General features: G+C 66.4%; 15 protein-coding genes and 1 pseudogene. 9 read left to right on the forward strand and 7 right to left on the reverse strand.

From position 1 onward, the window contains the following. Positions 1 to 34: 34 nt before the first annotated feature. Positions 35 to 886: an alpha/beta hydrolase gene (locus AO057_RS09085; protein WP_057675325.1), complete on the reverse strand. Its 852-nt coding sequence runs from the start codon at positions 884 to 886 to the stop codon at positions 35 to 37. Positions 887 to 1,102: 216 nt separating this feature from the next. Here AO057_RS09085 and AO057_RS09090 point away from each other — a divergent pair, with 216 nt between their 5' ends. Then, positions 1,103 to 2,515 carry a hypothetical protein gene (locus tag AO057_RS09090; protein WP_057675326.1) on the forward strand — a complete coding sequence of 471 codons (1,413 nt, stop codon included), beginning with the start codon at positions 1,103 to 1,105 and terminating at the stop codon, positions 2,513 to 2,515. Positions 2,516 to 2,649: 134 nt separating this feature from the next. Beyond that, positions 2,650 to 3,114 carry a rhodanese-like domain-containing protein gene (locus AO057_RS09095; protein ID WP_057675327.1) on the forward strand — a complete coding sequence of 155 codons (465 nt, stop codon included), beginning with the start codon at positions 2,650 to 2,652 and terminating at the stop codon, positions 3,112 to 3,114. Between the two features lie 79 nt (positions 3,115 to 3,193). Here AO057_RS09095 and mutL (AO057_RS17480) read toward each other — a convergent pair. Beyond that, positions 3,194 to 3,400: pseudogene (mutL, locus tag AO057_RS17480) on the reverse strand (DNA mismatch repair protein MutL); the annotation flags it as partial. Positions 3,401 to 3,530: 130 nt separating this feature from the next. Here mutL (AO057_RS17480) and AO057_RS09100 point away from each other — a divergent pair. Further along, positions 3,531 to 5,021: a LamG-like jellyroll fold domain-containing protein gene (locus tag AO057_RS09100; protein ID WP_057675328.1), complete on the forward strand. Its 1,491-nt coding sequence runs from the start codon at positions 3,531 to 3,533 to the stop codon at positions 5,019 to 5,021. A gap of 43 nt (positions 5,022 to 5,064) precedes the next feature. Here the strand turns inward: AO057_RS09100 and mutL (AO057_RS09105) are convergent, their stop codons facing one another. After that, positions 5,065 to 6,978 carry a DNA mismatch repair endonuclease MutL gene (gene mutL, locus AO057_RS09105; RefSeq protein WP_057675329.1) on the reverse strand — a complete coding sequence of 638 codons (1,914 nt, stop codon included), beginning with the start codon at positions 6,976 to 6,978 and terminating at the stop codon, positions 5,065 to 5,067. A 184-nt stretch (positions 6,979 to 7,162) separates the two neighbouring features. Between mutL (AO057_RS09105) and AO057_RS09110 the strand changes: the two genes are divergently transcribed. Next, positions 7,163 to 8,683 (forward strand): SIR2 family protein, encoded by a 1,521-nt coding sequence (locus AO057_RS09110; protein ID WP_057675330.1) that lies wholly within the window; start codon positions 7,163 to 7,165, stop codon positions 8,681 to 8,683. Continuing rightward, on the forward strand, positions 8,680 to 10,914 hold the full coding sequence (locus tag AO057_RS09115; protein WP_057675331.1) for a hypothetical protein: 2,235 nt from the start codon (positions 8,680 to 8,682) through the stop codon (positions 10,912 to 10,914). The genes AO057_RS09110 and AO057_RS09115 overlap by 4 nt, the downstream gene beginning before the upstream one ends. Before the next feature lie 147 nt (positions 10,915 to 11,061). Here AO057_RS09115 and AO057_RS09120 read toward each other — a convergent pair whose 3' ends face one another. From AO057_RS09120 to AO057_RS09135, 4 genes are read right to left on the reverse strand one after another with little or no spacing between them, the layout of a single operon-like run. Further along, complete coding sequence (locus tag AO057_RS09120) at positions 11,062 to 13,518, reverse strand: xanthine dehydrogenase family protein molybdopterin-binding subunit (protein WP_082605489.1); 2,457 nt, start codon at positions 13,516 to 13,518, stop codon at positions 11,062 to 11,064. Then, complete coding sequence (locus AO057_RS09125; RefSeq protein ID WP_057675332.1) at positions 13,515 to 14,027, reverse strand: (2Fe-2S)-binding protein; 513 nt, start codon at positions 14,025 to 14,027, stop codon at positions 13,515 to 13,517. Before AO057_RS09125 ends, AO057_RS09120 begins: the two co-directional genes overlap by 4 nt. Before the next feature lie 21 nt (positions 14,028 to 14,048). Beyond that, positions 14,049 to 14,921 carry an FAD binding domain-containing protein gene (locus tag AO057_RS09130; protein ID WP_057675333.1) on the reverse strand — a complete coding sequence of 291 codons (873 nt, stop codon included), beginning with the start codon at positions 14,919 to 14,921 and terminating at the stop codon, positions 14,049 to 14,051. A 40-nt stretch (positions 14,922 to 14,961) separates the two neighbouring features. Next, the gene (locus tag AO057_RS09135) at positions 14,962 to 15,597 is read right to left on the reverse strand and encodes a CoxG family protein (protein WP_082605490.1); all 636 of its coding nucleotides are present in this window, start codon (positions 15,595 to 15,597) and stop codon (positions 14,962 to 14,964) included. Positions 15,598 to 15,691: 94 nt separating this feature from the next. On the opposite strand from AO057_RS09135, the gene AO057_RS09140 reads away from it, so the two are divergent. The 4 genes from AO057_RS09140 to AO057_RS09155 all read left to right on the forward strand — a co-directional run bounded on the left by AO057_RS09140 (position 15,692) and on the right by AO057_RS09155 (position 19,438). After that, a complete protein-coding gene (locus tag AO057_RS09140; RefSeq protein ID WP_156404525.1) occupies positions 15,692 to 16,420 on the forward strand; it encodes a TetR/AcrR family transcriptional regulator in 729 nt (242 codons plus the stop codon). Positions 16,421 to 16,444: 24 nt separating this feature from the next. Then, positions 16,445 to 16,912: a VOC family protein gene (locus tag AO057_RS09145; protein WP_057675334.1), complete on the forward strand. Its 468-nt coding sequence runs from the start codon at positions 16,445 to 16,447 to the stop codon at positions 16,910 to 16,912. Continuing rightward, positions 16,912 to 18,120 carry an FAD binding domain-containing protein gene (locus AO057_RS09150; RefSeq protein WP_057675335.1) on the forward strand — a complete coding sequence of 403 codons (1,209 nt, stop codon included), beginning with the start codon at positions 16,912 to 16,914 and terminating at the stop codon, positions 18,118 to 18,120. Before AO057_RS09145 ends, AO057_RS09150 begins: the two co-directional genes overlap by 1 nt. A 70-nt stretch (positions 18,121 to 18,190) precedes the next feature. Continuing rightward, positions 18,191 to 19,438: an ABC transporter substrate-binding protein gene (locus AO057_RS09155; protein ID WP_057675336.1), complete on the forward strand. Its 1,248-nt coding sequence runs from the start codon at positions 18,191 to 18,193 to the stop codon at positions 19,436 to 19,438. The last annotated feature ends 34 nt before the right edge of the window (positions 19,439 to 19,472 follow it).

The raw sequence follows: 19,472 nt of genomic DNA on the forward strand, positions 1-19,472 counted from the left end.
CCTGTTTTTGAGTCAGCAACCTGGGTTGGATTTGTCAGCGCAGCCCGAAGAGCTCGTTGATTGCCACCCTGTACTGCGACTGTCCCACCGAGTTGGTGTTGTGGTGCGAGCCGCCTTCCACCAGCACGAAGGCCTTGCGGCCCGTGGCGGCATCGAAGAGCTTGCGGCCCAGGTCGGGCGGGATCAGCTTGTCGTTGGCGCCGTGCACCACCAGCAGGGGCGAGCCGATGTCGGGCACGCGTTTCACGGCCTCGAAGCGCTGGGTGATCAGCGGGCCCACGGGTAGCCAGCCCCACTTGAAAGTACTGACCACGTCGGGGATGGAGGTGAAGGTGCCTTCGACCAGGGTGCCGACTTCGTCTTCCACCTGCGCCGCCAGCTCGATGGCGATGGCGCCGCCCAGGGAGTGGCCGAAGATGTAGCGCGGCCGACCGGGGTATTGCCGGCCCAGCCAGTCCCAGGCGGCGCGCGCGTCCTCGTAGGCCAGGGTTTCCGAGGGCAGCTCGGGCGTGCTCTTGCCAAAACCGCGGTAGTCCACCGCCAGCACCGAGAAGCCCAGCTCCTGCATGCGGCGCGCGCGGAAGGCCGAGCCCACCACGTTGAAACGCGCGCCGTGCAGGTAGAGCAGCACCGGAGCATTGGACTTGCGGGCCAGGTCCGGGTGGGCCAGCCACAGGCCGTGCAGCTTGACCGGCTGGCCGGTCTCGCGCGAGGTGAAGTTGACCCACACATCCTTCATGCCCTGGGCGGCCTCGTCGCCGCGCCACCAGCTGCGGTCCGAGGGCTGGAAGATCCAGGTGCGCTGGCGTTCGTCCAGCGTGGCGCAGCCGGTGACCGCTGCAACCACGGACAGCAGGGCCAGAACAAGGAGGAACCAGCGTTTCATGAGGGAGTGGGAGGCGGTGTGCGCACTCGGAGTTCCATGCAGGATACGGCAAACCGCTTGTCCCCAAGCCTCCTGCGGTCTCGCCAGGCCCGGCCGTGATCGACCGCGTTACAACTTCAAACCGCCGGCCCGGTGGGCGCCACCTAGAATGTCCCGGCGTTGCCGAGGCGCCGCCGCTGGCAACGATTCATTCAACATCAACAACGAGGGGGCGATATGGCGTGGACTGTGTGGCGTGCCGTGGCATGTTCGGGGCTGGTCGTGCTGGCGGGTTGTGCCAGCACCGCGGGCGGGGTGCGGCAGCTGGTGCTGTCCGATGACGGCTTGTCGGAGATCGAGGCGCCGCGCTCGTGGGAGACGCGGCCCAACTTCTCGGCCAATGCCGACATCCGGCTGGCCGACGCCATGGGCGACAACTACCTGCTGGTCAACACCTACCTGCCCGAAGACACCCGCGAGATGCCGCTGGACGAGTTCGGCAGCCGCCTGAGCGGCGCGCTGCTGAAGAAGATGGACCAGGGCCGGATGTCGGCCCCGCGCGCGCTGAAGCTTGGCGAGCGCCCGGCCATCGAGTACGAACTGCGGACGAAGGCCGGTGACGCGGCCATCGTCTACCTGAGCACGGTGGTTGAAGGCGCCAGTGCCCGCTACCACCTGATCGCCTGGACCGTCGCTGACGGCGATCTGGCCGGCCTGCGGCAGGTGATGGCCACCTTCCGTGAATCGGCGGCGCGGCGCGCGGGCGTGGAGCGCGTCCCGCTGGTGTTCGACTGGCCGCAGCGTCTCAAGTCGCAGGCCAGCTTCCAGCTCAAGTCGAGCAAGCGCGGCGAGCAATACGAAATGCGGGGTGAAAGCCAGATGTCGCTGAAGCCCGCGGGCGAGGACGAGCTGCTGGTCAGCACCCGTGTCACCAGGCACCAGCTGTCCGGCGCGCTGGGTGGCGGCCAGGACAAGGAGAAGGAAGCGTATCTGCAGAGCGTGGTCAAGGCCACGCTGACCGAGCTGCCGGACTACGTGGTCAACACCGATGGCGAATTTGTGCGCATCGAAAACCTGCAGGCCTACCATCGCCGCGTGCAGGAAGCCCTGCTCAAGGGCCTGCCGACCGGAAACCGCGACGCCCATGCCAAGGCGCGCCAGATGGTGCAGAGCATGCTGACCGAGGAGACACTGGCAGTTTCGCTGCAGGGTGAGTGGGACCAGCTGGTGGGCAACTGGGCCGGCGGCTCCTATGCCCCGGGCCAGACCTACAGCTTCACCGTACCCTACCAGGCGCCTGCGCTGGAGCGGCGCAGCTTTCCCATGCTGATGACCCAGCAGTTGGTCGGCCACGTGCCCTGTCACGCCGCCGCCAAGGGCAAGGCCTGTGTGCGCCTGCTGCAGACCACCCGGGTGGCCGGCCCCGAGTACACGCAGGCCATGAGTGACTACGTGCGCAAAACCGCGGGCGGCGACGTCCGGGTCACCGAGATGGAAGTGATCTCCACCGTCGAACTGATCGCCGACCCCAAGACCTTGCTGCCCTATGCGACGAGCAAGAAGGAGACCAAGCGCGTGACGGTCAGCGCTGGCGGCAGCAGCAGGACCAGCGAGGACGTCAAGGAGACGTCCTCCAGCTACCGTTACTGAGAGGGTGAGCGGCCACGCTCGAAAAACCCTCACCCTCTGAGCCCCGGCGGGCATCACCCGTTCGGGTGATGGTGGCCGGCGCAGGGGCGGGCTAGGATGCCAGGTCTCTGTCCTTCGCGCCTTGCGCTGCTGCCATGAAACACTACACCGATCTGGTTGCCGAATGCCTGGCCGAGGTCCGTGAAATCATGCCCTGGGACCTGGCCGAGCAGCTGCGCCAGCCCACGCCACCGCTGCTGCTCGACATCCGCGAACCGGCGGAATTTGATGCCGCGCACATCACGGGTTCCGTCCACGTGCCGCGCGGTATTCTCGAATCGGCCTGCGACTGGGACTACGACGACACCGTGCCCGAACTGGCCGCCGGGCGCGATCGCGCGATCGTGCTCATCTGCCGTTCCGGCAACCGCAGCGTGCTGGCCGCGCACACGATGCAGCGCATGGGGTTCAGCAAGGTGGTTTCGCTCAAGACCGGCGTGCGCGGCTGGAACGACTACGAGCAGCCGCTGGTGGACAGCAGCGGCCAGGCGGTGGACATCGATGCGGCCGATGAACTGCTGACGAACCGCGTGCGGCCGGAGCAGCGGCGGCCGGGCTGAGGGCTGGAAGATCCAGGTGCGCTGGCGCTCGCCAGCATGGCGCAGCCCATCAGCAGGGCGGCCAGGCGCTATGCTGGGCTCAACGTCCGCGCAGGAACAGCGCGTCCAGGTCCTTCAGCGTGACCTGCCGCCAGGTCGGGCGGCCGTGGTTGCACTGGTCGGAACGTTCGGTCTGCTCCATGTCGCGCAGCAGGGCGTTCATCTCTTCCAGGGTTAGGCGGCGCTTGGCGCGCACGGCGCCATGGCAGGCCGTGGTGGTCAGTAATTCGTTGCAGCTTCGGTGAACGGTGCGCCAGGATCCGAAGCTGCATTGACGCCCTGCATGCCGAGGAACAGAATGGCGGCAACTTTCTGACGCCGGGGGCCTCCGGCTTCCCGGTATGCCCTGTCTGCCGTGCTCCTACAGGAGGGCTGCCATGTCGCTTGTTGCTTCCCTCGACCACAGTCTGGTCGATATCGGTACGCCGGCCAAGCTGAACTTCGCCGGCAACATTTCCCTGATGGCGTGGGTGCGCGCGGGCCGTACCGACGGCTTCCGCAACATCATTGCCCATGGCCTAAGTACCTCGCAGGCCGAGGTCTGGCTGCGCATCTACAACGGCCTCTATCACGTTGGCTCATGGGGCATCGCGCGCCAGGACCACAAGGCCACGGCCGCAGTTCCACCCGAGGACGTCGGCCGCTGGGTGCATCTATGTGGTACGCATGACGGCAGTGTGTGGCGCCTCTATCGCAACGGTGTGCTGGCCGGCCAGGGGGCAGACCCGGTGGGCGCGCTGCAAGTGCCCGAGCCCTGGGGTATAGGCGGACGGCCGACAGGTGGCGATCCGCGCTACTTCGAGGGGCTGATCGCCCACGTGTCGGTCTGGAACGTCGCACTCGATGTGGCCGTGATCGCGGCGTACGCGCGGTACCCGGCGGCGCTGCAGGGCTCGGAAGCCGGGCTGGTGGCCTACTGGCCGATGACCGAGGGCACGGGACAGGTGATCGCTGACAAGTGCGCGAATCCGGCCAACGGCACGCTGCGGTCCTGGCGGGACGAGGGCCGCCTGCCGGGCTGGGCGCTTGAGAGCGCCGGCACGGGGTACGCTACGGATTCCTACAATCCCTTGCTCGTGCTGAACGGCAAGGCCTGGAAGATCAGAGGCGACGCGTCGGTCGATGCCGTCGTCTCGGCGTCCCTCACCGACCTGAGCACCTGGACCTCCGAACTGCGCAGTCCGCCCTGGACGCGCCGGGCCTGGGCGAGTTCCATCGTGCACCAGAACGCCATGTACCTGTTGCCGGGGAGAGGCGTTACCGACATCTGGTCGTCGACCGACGGGGTGAACTGGCGCGTCGTGACCAACTCCGCGCCGTGGGCGCCGCGTGAGGTCGCTGCGGTGGCCTCCTTCCAGGGCCGACTGTGGGTCATCGGCGGCCAGGCCGGCGCGTCTACGTTCAAGGATGTCTGGTCGTCGGCCGACGGCGTCAGCTGGCGGCAGGAGGCCACGCCGGGCTGGAGGTATGGCCGCACCGGCGCCGTGGCCTGCGTGTTCGGCGGTCGGCTGTACCTGATCGCGGGCCAAGAGGGCTACAACACGGCCGACGTGTGGTCGACCGACGGGACCAGCTGGCGCCTTGACCAGGAACAGGCTTTTCCCCCGCGTTTCGGCGCGAGCGCCGTGGTGCTCGGCAACCGCATGTACGTGCTCGGTGGTGTGGTTTCTGATGGGGCGCCGCCCGGTGACATCTACTGCACGGACAACGGCAGCGTGTGGAGCCAGATTGCGACGGCCAGCCCTTGGGGTGGCCGCAACCAGCAAGGCGGCAGCGTCATCAATGAGCGCATCGTCATCTCTGGCGGGATGACTCGGCCGGGTACACCGCGCGACCTTGACGACGTCTGGTCCTACGTGCCGCTCTAGTCGCTCTGGTCGCCTTAGTGCGGCTTGAGTGTGTTGTCGCGCGTCAGCGGCCGCGCAAAAACAGCGCGTCCAGGTCTTTCAGCGTGACCTGCCGCCAGGTCGGGCGGCCGTGGTTGCACTGGTCGGAGCGTTCGGTCTGCTCCATGTCGCGCAGCAGGGCGTTCATCTCTTCCAGCGTGAGCTTGCGGTTGGCGCGCACGGCGCCGTGGCAGGCCATGGTGCCCAGCAGCTCGTTGCGGGCGCGCTGGATGACGGTGCTGGCCTCGTGCTGTCCCAGCTCGGCCAGCACGCTGCGCGCCAGTTCCACCGCATCGCCCTGCGCCAGGGTGGACGGCACGGCGCGCACGGCCAGCGTCCTGGGTGAGAAAGAGGTGATCTCCAGGCCCAGGGTCTGCAGCGTGGTGGCGTGCGCCTCGGCCGTGGCCACTTCCTGCGGCGTGGCGGCGAAGGTGGCGGGGATCAGCAGGGGCTGGCTGCTGATGGCCTGCACATCGAGCTGGTTCTTGAGCCGCTCGTAGACGATGCGCTCGTGCGCGGCGTGCATGTCCACCACCACCAGGCCCTGGGCATTCTCGGCCAGGATGTAGACCCCGTGCAGTTGGGCGACCGCGCGGCCGAGAGGCCACGCGCTCTCCGTGGCTTCGCGGCCCGGGGGCCAGGCCTGCGGGGCGCCGTCGGCGGGTTGGGGCCTGGCCTCGGACAGCGCCGCCGAGCCGGGTTCGCGCACCGCCCAGGCCGGCGGCGTGGGTGCTGTTGCGGACGCAGGCTGCCACAACGCGGCCAGGTCGTGCACTTCATGGCCGCGCGCGGACGTGTCGTTTGCTCCGAAATTGATAGCGGGTTGCGCCCAGGGCGCCGGTGCGATGGGGCGCGCAATGTCGGCCAGGTGGGCCGGCACCGCAGCACCGCCGTGGACGGCCGCCTGCGCGCGCGGCGCGGCCAGGGCGTTTTCCACGGCGTGGCGCACGGCCTGGTGCACTTCGCGGCCGTCGCGGAAGCGCACCTCGATCTTGGTGGGGTGCACGTTGACGTCCACGCGCGCCGGGTCGATCTCCACGTAGAGCGCGTAGACCGGCTGGCGGTGGCCGTGCAGCACGTCTTCGTAGGCGCTGCGCGCGGCGTGCGTGAGCACCTTGTCGCGCACGTAACGGCCGTTGACATAGCAGAACTGGTGGTCGGCGCGCGAGCGCGCGGCGTCCGGGATGCCGGCGCGGCCCCAGACCCGCACGCCGGGCAGGCGCAGGCTCGTGCCGTAGTCCACCACGATGGATTCGGTGATGAAGTCCTCGCCCAGCACGTCGGCCAGGCGCTGCTGCAGAGCGTCGGGCCCACTGCACACGCGCCACTGCTCCACCAGCTTGCCTTCGTGCCAGATGGCAAAACCCACGTCGGGCCGGGCCAGGGCGTGGCGGCGCACGGACTCGATGCAGTGCGCCAGTTCGGTGGCGTCGGTCTTGAGGAACTTGCGGCGCGCCGGCGTGCTGAAGAACAGCTCCTTCACCTCCACCGTGGTGCCCGCGCTGCGCGCCACGGGGCGGATCTCGCCGGTGCGGCCGTCCAGCAAAAAGGCGCTGGACTGCTCGGCCACGCGCGAGAGGATGGCGCAGTCGGCAATCGAATTGATGGCGGCCAGCGCCTCACCGCGAAAGCCCATGGTGCCCACGGATTCGAGATCCTGCAGGCTGCCGATCTTGCTGGTGGCGTGGCGTTTCAGGGCAATGGGCAGCTCGTCGCGCGGAATGCCAAAGCCGTTGTCCTCCACCGCGATCAGGCGCACCCCGCCGGCCAGCAGGCGCACGGTGATCTGGGTGGCGCCGGCGTCCAGCGCGTTGTCCACCAGCTCGCGCACCACCGAGGCGGGGCGCTCCACCACCTCGCCAGCGGCGATCTGGCTGATCAGCTCATCCGGCAGTTCACGGATGGGGCGGCGGGGGGCGGGGGAGTGGGGGGCGTTCACCGGGGCATTTTAGGCTGAGGGGGAGGGGCGGTTGCGGCGGGCGGATTGCGGACACTCGCGCAACTGGCAAGGCCGAAGTCATATGGAAGCGCACCTCAGTGAGTACTTCGGAATGGCGCGCGGTATGCTCTACTCAGATCGCTACGAATGCGCCGAACTGTAAATGGCCGTTTAAGATTAGAGCATGCCGGAAGCGTCGATTTACATACCAGATCAGATACTTAAGGACGCTGCGAAGCACGGCGAGCTGGTCGTCTTCGTCGGTGCTGGTGCGTCCAAGCTTTGCGGCAGCCCCGATTGGCGTGGATTCGCAGATCAAGTGGTTAATGCACTCGAGAGGGGCGGCGTGCTCGGCTTCTTGGAGGCGGAACAGCTGCGCGGACTTGGCGACTCGCGGCGAACACTCTCAATTGCGATGGCGCTTGCCGAGAAGAAGGGCATAGCAATCGATTTCGACAGCATCTTGCACCCGCCCAAGCCTGAGGCGATTGGCTCCGAGCTGTATGAGTTACTTTCGAACTTGCGGCCTGTCTTCGTTACAACGAACTACGACAAGTGGCTCGACGAAGCTGGCCCGGAAGAGCTCTCGACGGAGGTCAAGGTGGGCGGAGAGGCGGAGCCGGCGAAGGGGCCAAGCAGAAGACCAAAGTACTACCTGCGTGAGCACTTGTCCCCAGCCCTGCTGGCAGAGAGGGGGGCAGTCATCCATCTCCATGGCTCCTATGTGGACCCGAGTTCGATGGTGGTCTCGCTGAAGGAGTACATCGAGCACTATGCGGACCCGCGCGTTGACGCATTCCTCAGGGCAATGTTCAAGAATCATACGGTGTTGTTCGTTGGCTATGGCCTTGCGGAACTGGAGATCCTAGACCACATCATCCGCTCCAACGAGTCTCTGCGAACGGGGAAAGCTGAGCCGCGACACTTCCTGTTGTATGCCTATCGGTCAACCGAGTCAGTCCAAAAAGGTTTCCTCGAACACTTCTTTCGCGACCAGTGTGGGGTTTGCGTTATTCCGTACTGCATCGACACGAAGGGCTATCGGGAAGTCGTTGAGGTCTTCAAGGGCTGGAACTCGGAGTTGGATGTACGCGACCCAACCACGTTAGACCTTCAATCGCACCTTGATCGGTGTATCGCTTCACCCACTGCAGTCAATCGAGAAGCGGCTCTTCGTCTTGTGAGAAAGTGGCCCGAACTCGCCTCCTACTTTGTCAATTCCCTGAAGGACGCGGTTTGGTTCGGCGACCTCGACAGTGCTGGCTTCTTCGAAGTGGAACACAGCCCCAAGGTGAAGGTCGTCGAGAGCGAACGTGGCACCCTGTACCAGGCTGAGGGGTGGCCCGCACTGCGCTATCTTGAGCAGATTGCCGCGTCAGCACAGGGCGACCAGGCTACTCGAATTGCCGGCATTGTTCGGGCTATTAGTTCGGACGCTCAGCAGCGAGGTTTGGACAATTGGAGGACTTGGTGGTCCCTTGCCACAATCCTGTCGCAGTTGCCGCTTGACGTAATGACGGACTTGGACGTTGACATGATTCGCTCTTGGCTGGCGGGCCGGTTCGAGTCAAACATGGTGGGCCAAGAGCTAGGCGAGAAGCTGCTGCCGCGACTCCTCGATAGTTCAGAGCCGGCGAACTGGCATAGGGCACTGCTGCTGGTTGAAGCATTGACGATGGTGCGGCGCACCGGGGAGTCATCATGAGCGACAGAGCTGGGGTATTGGACAGCTACCATCTGGGCGAAGTGCTGAAGACGTCGGCGAGGAAGCTCGGCGAGCGTTGTGGCGCCTCCGCTGTTGACATGTTGGCTCGCCGCTTGGCCGAGTACATTGGCTCCGCCGAAGACGACAAGTATTCATACATCTGGCGCTCGGCGATTGAAGACCACGAGCAGGATGCTCACAAAGATGACACGCGCGCCAAACTTGTTGATGCCGTCCGTGATGCTGCTCTAGGTGCTACGAGCACCAGCTCTCCCGCGGCTATGGCCGTTGCGGAGTCGCTTCTTCAATCTCCCTATCCGACGCTTAATCGCGTGGGAATCTATGTGTGTGGCGAGCACTACGGAACCGTCGGAGCAGCCTTTTGGGAATGCGCAAAGGAGAGATGGTTTCTCGACGTTCATTACTGGCATGAACTCTATTGGCTCATCAACAAGGCCTTCTCCAAATTCTCCGCCTCCCAAAGGGCTCAGTTTTTGCGCTTCGTAGAGCAACTCAAAGCGGATTGGGCGGACGAATCACGGCAGGAGGAGTGGGACGAAACCCACAAGCGTGACCTCTTGCATCCGGCGTTCGGGCTGGGCGACACAGAGGTAGATGAGAAGTACCAAGCCCTGGTGCAACGTTGGGGACCGGTGCGAGACCACCCAGATTTCCATACCTACTCCACCAGCGGGCGGGTCGGAGACCGAAGCCCCGTAGCATCCGATGCGCTGGTTGGCATGTCTGACGCGGAGTTGGTGGCCTGCCTCAAGGGCTTTGTTCCAGATGCTCGAAGTTGGGATGGCCCGACATACCGAGGACTTGCCTCGTCAATCTCTGCCGCAGTGAGGGCCAGCGATGATGGCTTTGCTCAACGAATCGGCCTCTTCGCTGACTTGGCACGTCCATCCCAACATGGCCTGCTTCGGGGACTCAAGGAACGGTGGTCTGACGACAAGCGAGACATCAATTGGCCAGCGACGTTGTCGCTTGTACAGGCAATCGTTTCCTCGCCGGCCTTCAGAGTCGATTTGGCTGCAGACCCGCCGAAAGGGTGGGAGCCTTCCGTGCATTGGGTTGTGAGCGACATTGCCGACCTCTTGAAGAGCGCATCAGGAACAGAGCGCCACCTGCCATCGGAGCTCTACAAGTCTGGCCTTCAAGTTCTGCGTCTTGTACTCGACGCCACCCCTACAGAGGCCGGACAGTCGAACGATGCCGTTTCGCATGCAATCAACTCCCCAAGGGGTCGGGCTCTGGAGTCTTTCATTCATCTCGCGCTGGCAATGCGACGCGAGGAGGTTGCGGCAAAGTTAGGTTCAGGTGAGACCTGGGTCGCAGTCGGACCGGTGTTTGATGCCGAACTGGCAACCAGCGAGTCCGGGCTGAATGCTGACTTCTCGGCGATGGCCGGGATGTACTGCGCGAACTTCCACTACATAAACGCAGAGTGGACGGAAGCCAACTTTGACAGGCTCTTCTCGTCCACCAGCGAAGCAGCTTGGAAGTGCGCGGCGCAAGGCTTCGCGTATCAACACCACCTGTACGACTGGCTATTTGAGCGCCTTGTCACAGGCGGGCACCTGAGGAGGATGGTTTACTCGGAAGGCCTCCCTGACCAGGTGGCGGAGAGAGCTCTGCAGTTCCTGGGGCTTGCCTATCTTGAAGGCATGGAGAGCCTCGATGGAGGCGGGCTTCTCAGCGAACTCGTTGCGGAGCTGAGGGTCAAGGATCTATCGCAGTTGTGCTGGTACTTTTGGACACTTCGGGGGAAGGCTGCCTCTTCCGCCCGCACGTCCAAGATACTGACGTTCTGGATGAAGGTGGCAGAGCAGGTTCGGGCAAACCGAGCCAACGTGCCTGAACTACAGTCGGCCCTCAGCCAGCTGGCGGTCTTCATTCACGAGCTAACGCCGGTCGCGTTAGAGGCATTGGTTGAGGCGGCGCCGCACGCGCAGGTTGGGCATCATGGCTACATGCTGGTCGAGAACCTTGCGCGTCTTGCGAACCAGTATCCAAAAGAGGTGGCCGCCATCTTCCGCGCAGCGATGTCCGGCTTCTTGCCTGACTACCGCAAGGAGGACGTAATTCGATGCGTCAATTGGTTGGCGGAGGCGGGCGAGGTCGAAGAAGCCGAGCGGATATGCAACGCTTACGCGGACCGGGGCTCGACACTACTAAAGGACACATACGAGGCATTGCGTGCGAGACAGCGTGCGCCGAGTAGCTAAGGGCAGCGAGCTGGGTAGCAAAGGAATTGCGTGGCAGGACTCGTCCGTCTGCTTGCGCCCATCCGAGATCGGTGAGTGTCGTCTTTGAGTCGAAAACTAGCACCGACCCTGCTCGGAACCCGCGCAGGCGTCAGCCCCCGACCCCGCTCAAATATGCCCCAGCGCCCGCAACACCTTCTCCGGCGTGACCGGCTGTGACCAGCATTCCGCCTTGAGCGGGCGCAGCGCGTCGTTGATGGCATTCACCACCGCGCCCGGCGCGCCGGCCGTGCCGGCTTCGCCCGCGCCCTTGGCGCCCAGCACCGAGCTGCGCGTGGGCGTCTCCACGTGCGCGACCACGATGTCGGGCATCTCGCCGGCCATGGGCACCAGGTAGTCGGCCATGCTGCCGTTGGTCATCAGGCCTTCGTCGTCGTACAGGCATTCCTCGAACAGCGCACCGCCGATGCCCTGCACGATGGCGCCGCGGATCTGTTCGTCCACCAGCTTGGGGTTGATGACGCGGCCGCAGTCTTCCACCGCCCAGTGCTTGAGCAGTTTCACAAAGCCGGTCTCGGTGTCCACCTCCACATAGGAGGCCTGCACGCCGTTGGTGAAGATGAAGGGGTAGTCACGCTGCGCGTAGTGGCGCGTGACCACCAGTTCCGAGGTGAAACCCGCCGGCAGCGTGTCCGGGCGGTAGTAGGCCACGCGGCCCAGTTCCTTCAGGTCCAGCAGGGTTGCGCCGCTCACGGCGTCCTTCACCACGCCGGCGCTGACGGTCAGGCCGGTGGCGTCGCGTTGCAGGATGGCCTCGGCCACTTTCAGGATGTTGCTGCGCAGGGCCAGGCCGGCTTGCAGCACGGCTTCGCCGCCGATGCCGGCGCCGCGCGAAGCCCAGGTGCCGCCGCCATAGGGCACGGTCTCCGTGTCGCCGGTCACCAGGCGCACCGCGCTCATGGGCACGCCCACGGCGTCGGCCGCGATCTGCGCGAAGATGGCCTCGGTGCCCTGGCCCTGTTCGCCCACGCTCACCATCACGGCCACGCCGCCGGTGGGCTCCAGCCGGATGGTGGCGCCATCCTGCGAGGAGATGCGCGCGCCGCCCACGCCGTAGAAGGCGGCGCTGGGGTTGGTCAGTTCGATCAGGGTGGCAAAGCCGATGCCGCGGTAGATGCCCTTGGCGCGCAGCGCGGCCTGTTCGGCGCGCAGCGCGGGGTAGTCCATCAGCGCCTCGATCTTGCGCAGACAGGCTTCATGCGAGAGCACCTCCAGCTTGATGCCGGATGCGCCGGTGGCCGGGTAGGCGTGGTCGGGGATGACGTTGCGCTGGCGGAAGGCCAGCGGGTCCATGCCCAGCTTGGCTGCGGCCAGGTCCACCAGGCCTTCGGTCACGGCGCAGGCAATCGGGTGGCCCACGCCGCGGTATTGGCAGGTGGGCGTTTTGTTGAGGAAGACCACGCTGAGCTTGGCGCGGTAGGCCTTGTGCTTGTAGGGGCCGCCGGTGAGGTTGACGACCTGGTTGCCCTCGATGCCGCTGGTGCGCGGGAACATGGAGAAGGGGCCGATGCCGGTGACGTCGTCGATCTCGAAGGCCAGGATGTCGCCCTGCTTGTTGGCGGCAATCCGGCCCTTGATGCGGTGTTCGCGCGCATGGATGTCGCTGGTGAAAGACTCCAGCCGGTCGGCCACGAACTTCACCGGGCGCTTGAGCAGGATGGAGACGGCCACGGTGGCGAAGTCGTCCGGGTAGGCGTGCACCTTGATGCCGAAGGACCCGCCCACGTCCTTGCAGATCACGCGCACGGCCGATTCAGCCAGGCCGAACTGGCGCGAGTACAGGTCCTGCATCATGTGCGGCGCCTGCTGCGAGTGGTAGACGGTGAGCTGGCCGGCGGCCGGGTTGTAGTCGGCAATCTGGCAGCGCGGCTCCAGCGTGACGCCGGTGTGGCGGCCGAAGTCGAAGGTGGCCTCGGCCACCACGTCGGCCTGGGCAAAGGCCTCGTCCACGCCGCCGGTGTCCAGGCTGCGCGCGAAGCACAGGTTGTCGCCGAGCTCGGGGTGGATCACCGGCGTCTCGGGCGCCAGCGCGGTGTTCATGTCCAGCGCGGCGGGCAGGGCTTCCCATTCCACCTGCACGTACTGCAGCGCGTCCTCGGCCTCGGCGCGGGTCTTGGCCACCACGGCCACCACGGGCTCGCCCTGCCAGCAGGCGCGGTCGATGGCCATGGGGTATTGCGGTGCCGACTTGATGCCGGCCAGGTGCGTGAGGGTGGCCACCCAGGGCTTGCAGATGGCGGCCAGGTCCGGGCCGTCGTAGACGCCCAATACGCCGGGCATCATGCGCGCGTAGTCGCGCTCGATGCGCAGGATCTTCATGTGCGCCACCGGCGAGCGCCAGAACACCACATGGGCCATGCGCGGCAGTTCCAGGTCGTCCACATACTGGCCGCGGCCTTCGGTCAGGCGTTCGATGTTGGGGCGCGGGATGGCCTGGCCGATGTGGCGTGCATCCTTGAGCGGGCCGGTGAGCGGCTCGGCCACCGGGGTGTGCGGTGCCTCGGCGCGTGCGGCCTGCGCGTCTTCCAGCGATTTCTTCAGGGCGCGTGACTCGGGGGCGTTCATGCGGCGGCTCCTACGCGGCGGGTGGCCAGCACTTCACAGACAGCGTCGACGATGGCCTGGTAGCCGGTGCAGCGGCAGTAGTTGCCGCTCATCCATTCGCGCACTTCCTCGCGGCTGGCGCCGGGCTTGTGTTCGAGCAGCTCACTGGCGGCCATCAGCATGCCCGAGGTGCAGAAGCCGCACTGCAGGGCGTTGTGGCGGATGAAGGCCTGCTGCAGGTCGCGGATGCTGCCGCGCTCGGTGAGGCCTTCGATGGTTTCCACGCGCCGGCCGTCGGCCTGCACGGCCAGCACCAGGCAGCCGCGCACCACGGTGTCGTCCAGCCGCACGGTGCAGGCGCCGCACACACCGTGCTCGCAGCCCAGGTGCGAGCCCTTGAGGCCCAGGCTTTCGCGCAGGAAATCGACCAGGTGCGTGCGGGGCTGCACCGCGTGCTGGCCGCAGTGGCCGTTGACAGTGATGGTGACCGGGCGGGCGCCCGTGTCGAGTTCGTCGGGAGCTTCGTGCATCGTGCTTGTCCTCGTCGGCGTTCAGGCCTGCAGCGCGGGCTGCTGGGTCAGGGTGTGGAGGGCGCGCTTGAGCATCACGCCCACCAGGTGCTGCTTGGCCGCAGGGCTGTGGGTCAGGTCGCCCTCGATCTGCAGCTCGGCGCGCAGCGTCTGCAGCGCCTGCGCCAGCACCGCCTGGCTGAGTCGCTGGCCGTCGAGCACTTGCTCGGTGGCGGTCGAGCGCTGCGGCATGCTGCCGGTGCCCAGCCAGGCCAGGCGCACCTGGCCCAGCACGCCGTTCTGCAGCTGTGCGCCCGCGGCCAGGCCGACCACGGCGTAGTCGCCATGGCGGCGCGAGAGCTCGTCGAAGACGAAGTGCTGACCGGCGGCGGCCAGCGGCAGTTCGCAGGCCACGATCATCTCGTTGGGGAGGAGCGTGGTCGTGTACAGGCCGGTGTAGAAATCTTTCGCGGCAATGCGGCGTTCACCCGCCACGCTGCGCGCCACCACCACGCCGTCGAGTGCCAGCAGGCAGGCCGGCCACTCGGCGGCCGGGTCGCCATAGGCGATGGAGCCGCAGAAGGTGCCCAGGTTGCGGATGGCGCGGTGCGCGATGTGGGGCGCGGCCATGGCCAGCAGTGGCGCGTGGCGCGCCACCTCGGCTGACGCTTCGATCTCGCTGTGCGTGACCATGGCACCGATGCGCAGCGTGTTGCCGCTGAGCTGCAGGCCGCGCAGCGCGGCCACGCCTTGCAGGTCGATCAGCAGGGCGGGTTCGGACAGGCGCATGTTCAGCGTGGCCAGCAGGGTCTGGCCGCCGGCCAGCAGGCGGGCTTCGTCACGGTGGCGGTCGAGCAGGGCCAGCACCTCGGCGAGCTGCCGGGGGCGGGCGTAGGAAAAGGCGGGGGCTTTCATGGGCGGGGTCCTCGCAGCAGATGTTTAGCGTGCGTCTTGCTCAGCGCAGCCAGTGCGCGCCCATCCACACACCCAGCGCGGTGGAGGCCACGCCCGCAGCAAACCAGAGCAGGCGCGGTTTTTCCTTCTCGAACCAGCCGCCGGCAGCGACCGGTAGCGCGCCCGGGGCGCCAGGTGCCACCACCGGCAGACCAGCCACTGGAGCGGCCAGGGCCAGCGGCAGGGCCGGCACGGGGGCGGCGCTGAGCTGGGCCTTGAAGGCCTCGAAGAAACGCTCGGACAGCTGGCGCGCGGAGGCGTCGATCAGGCGGCCGCCGATCTGGCCCAGCTTGCCCGCCACCGAGGCCTGCGCGGTGTAGTCCAGGCGCGTACCTTCGGCCACGGCGGCCAGCGTGATGACCGAACGGCCCTTGGCAAAACCGGCGCTGCCGCCCGAGCCTTCGAAGTTGAGCGTGTAGCCCTGCAGCGGGCGCACGTCGGTGATCAGTACCTTGCCGACGAAGTTGGCGCGCACCGGCCCGAGCTTGAGCAGCACGCGCGCGTGCATTTCTTCGGGAGAGATCTGGCGCACTTCCTCGCAGCCGGGGATGCACAGGCGCAGCACGTCGGGATTGTTCAGGGCCTGCCAGACCTGGTCCGGCGTGGAGGGAATGGTCACGCTGCCTTGTAATTCCATGGGGCTGTCCTGTGTCGTTTCGGTGGCTTGGGGTTTGTCCTGATTCAGGCTTATTGACCAAGCGTTAAATTAACCCGGACTATCAAGCAAGCCCGTGGCCACATCCATCCGTAAAAACCCTGTCAAGCCCCCCGCCGAAGCGGCCGCGCCGCGGCGCCGGCTGTCGCCGGCCGAGCGCGAGCGGCTGATCGTGGAAGGGGCGGTGCGCTTCTTCTCCGAGCACGGGCTCGACGGCCAGCTGCGCGACCTGGCGCGCGAACTCGACATCACCCACACCTTGCTCTACCACTACTTCCCGACCAAGCAGGCCCTGATCGAGCGTGTCTACGCCGACCTGTTCGCCGCGCGCTGGGAGCGCGAGTGGGAGGAGCTGCTGGACGACAAGTCACTGGACGTGGAGACCAAGCTCACGCGCTTCTATACCAAGTACGCCAAGCGCATCCTGGAGCGCGACTGGGTGCGTGTGTTCGTCTTCTCGGGCCTGAGCGACCGCTACATCACCGACCGTTATTTCGCCCTGCTGGGCGAGAAGCTGTTTCCGCGCCTGGTGCGCGAGAGCCGGCGCTACCTGGGCCTGCCCAACCGCGCCAAGCCCACGCCGCGCGAGATGGAGCTGCTCATGGGCCTGCACGGCAGCATCTTCTACATGGGCATGCGCCGCTGGGTGTATGGCCTGGAAAAACCGGGCAGCAAGTCCGATCCGTTTGACGAGGTGTTCGTGCACGACCGCGTGCTGGGCTACCTGCAGACCTTGCCCGAAGTCTTTGGCCAGGGCAGCCAACCCCGCGCCAGAAGCCGGGCCCCCGAGCTCGCACTGGCCTAGACGCCCTACGAAGGAGAAACCGAGATGGCACTGGCACTGAATCATTTTTCGATCCGCACCACCGACATGGACGCCACGCGGGTTTTCTACGAGACGGTGCTGGGGCTGACCGTGGGCCCGCGCCCGCCGTTTCCCTTCCCCGGTATCTGGCTCTACAGCGGCGACACCGGCAGCTGGGCCAACGCGATGGTGCACGTGATCGGCATCGACAAGAACGACCCCGAGGGTCTCAAGCGCTACCTCGGCGACCGCGATGTCTCCTCCCTGCATGGTGGCGGCGCGGTGGACCATATTGCGCTGTTTGCCCAGGGGCTGGAGACCATGCTCACGCACCTGAAAAAACTTGGCATCGCGTGCCGCGAGCGCACCGTGCCGCAGATCGGCCTGCACCAGCTCTTCCTGGACGACCCCAGCGGTGTGGTGATCGAGCTCAACTACCCGGCGCAGGAAAAGACCGAGCTGGACGCCAAACAGGCGAAGGCTGCCGCCTGATGGCACGCATCCTCGTCGCCGGTGGTTCGCTGGGTGGCCTGCTGACGGCCAACATGCTGCATCGCGCCGGCCACGACGTGGTCTTGCTGGAGAAGGCGACCGGTTCGCTGGATGGCCGCGGCGCCGGCATCGTGACGCACCGCCCGCTGGTGACGGCGCTGGCGCGCTGCGGCATCACGTCGGACGCGCCGCTGGGCGTGGCGATCAACCGCCGGGTCATCCTGGACCGCGAGGGCAACACCGCGGACCAGGCCCATATCCCGCAGGTGCTGACCTCCTGGAGTCGCCTGTACGCCATCCTGCTGGCGGTGTTTCCGGCCGAGCGCTATGTGCAGGGCGCGGCCGTGAGCCAGGTCCGCCAGAACGGCGACGGCGTCAGTGTGCAGTGCGAGGACGGCCGCCGCTTCGAGGCCGAGCTGCTGGTGGCGTCCGACGGCATCCGCTCGGCGGTGCGCAGCGCGCTGGCGCCCGAGGTGAAGATCCAGTACGCCGGCTACGTGGCCTGGCGTGGCGTGTGTGATGAGTCCGTGCTGTCCCGGCGCACGCTGGAGACGGTGTTCGAGACCTTCGGTTTCGGCCTGCCGCCTGATGAGCAGATCATCGGCTACCCGGTGGCCGGCGCCGGCAACTCGGTGGCGCGCGGCCAGCGTCGTTACAACTTTGTCTGGTACCGCCCGGCCGCTGACAACGGCGCGCTCCAGGCCCTGATGACCGACGCCGATGGCCAGTACCACCCGCTGGGCCTGCCGCCGCACAAGGTGGACTGGCGCAACGTGGCCGCGGTGCGGCAGGCGGCGCGCGAGAAGCTGGCGCCGCAATTCGCCGAGATCCTGGAGAAGACGGCGTTGCCCTTCCTGCAGCCGATCTACGACCTGAGCAGCGAGCGCATCGCCTTCGACCGCATCGCGCTCATGGGTGACGCCGCTTTCGTGGCCCGCCCGCACATCGGCATGGGCGTGACCAAGGCGGCCGAGGACGCCATGGCCATGGCCGACAGCATCGCCGCGCACGGCGCCACCCCGCAGGCGCTGCGGGCCTTCGAGCAGCTGCGCCGGCCAGCCGGCCAGGCCGCGGTGCAACGCGCCCGGCGCCTGGGGGCCTACATGCAGTCGCACGCCCTGCCGGGTGCCACCGCCGATTCGATCGAACGCGACGCGCGCGAGGTGATGATGGAAACCGCCATCGACCTCTCGCCCGTCCCCGCATGACAACGCGAACCTGGAACGAACCAGGCACCTTGTGACCCTTCCATTCAACTGAAAACAACCGGAGACAAACATGACTGAGAAGCTAGCCCCCAGGAATCCAGGTCGTCGTTCCCTCATCGTCGGAGGCGCAGCCGTTGCCGTGGCTCCGGCCTGGATGGGTGTGGCGCGTGCGCAATCCACGCCGATCAAGATCGGTTTTCCGGTGCCCCTGACCGGTGCCTTCTCCGCCGAGGCGCAGGACCAGGTGCGCGCGGCCGAGATCGCCATCAAGGACTTCAACGACGCCGGCGGCTACAAGGGCCGCAAGGCCGAGCTGCTGGTGCGCGACGACAAGCTCAACCCGGGCGAGGCTGCCACCCGCACGCTGGAGCTGATCGAGAAGGACAAGGTGGACTTCGTGGTGGGCTCGCTGTCGGCGGCCACCCAGCTCTCCATCAACGCGGTCTGCCGCGACCGCAAGGTGCTGTTCAACTCCATCAGCCAGTCTGATGCCATCAACGAGGCCAAGGACTGGAGCCTGTACACCTTCCACGAGGCGCTCAACCCGCACCTCACCGCCGGCGCCGTGGCGCGCTACGCGTTTCCGAAGTTCGGCAAGAAGGTGGTCTACCTGACGGCCGACTACGCCTACGGCCACGAGATGGTGCGCGGCTTCCAGCGCGCCGGGCAGTCCCTGGGCGTGCAGACCCTGGCCGACATCCGCCACCCGATCGGCGCGGCCGACTACTCGGCCTTCCTGCCGCGCATCCAGTCGCTCAAGCCCGACATCCTGGTGCTGTGCAACTTCGGCCGCGACCTGGTGAACTCCGCCAAGCAGGCCACCGACTTCGGCATCAAGGCCAACACCAAGATCATCGCCCCGGTGCTGCTGTACACGGCGCGCCAGGCCGGCGGCGCCGACGCCTTCGAGGGCGTGCTGGGCGGCACCTCCTACTACTGGGGCATGGAAGACAAGATCCCGGCGGCCAAGGCCTTCAACGACAAGTTCCGCAAGGCCCATGGCGGCGCCGTACCCTCGGACTACGGCGCGCTGGGTTATGCCGGCGTGCGCAGCGTGCTGCAGGCCGTGCTCAACGCCAACTCGACCGAGTCCATGAAGGTCAGCATCGCGCTGCGCCAGCTGCGCTACAACTGGTACAAGGGCGAGCAGTTCTACCGCAAGTGCGACCACCAGTCGGTGCAGTCGGTGGTGATCGTCGAGTCGAAGTCGAAAAACATGAAGGACAAGTACGACGTCTTCAATGTGCTGTCGATCGAGAACGCCGACGAGAAGAACCTGCGCAGCTGCGACGAACTGGGTCACAAGGTCTCGACCTGATCCACGGCGCTTCGTCCCCCTCCCCCCCCCCCCC

Origin of the sequence: Curvibacter sp. PAE-UM (genome assembly GCF_001432305.1) — a bacterium.
Classification (GTDB): Bacteria; Pseudomonadota; Gammaproteobacteria; order Burkholderiales; family Burkholderiaceae_C; genus Hylemonella.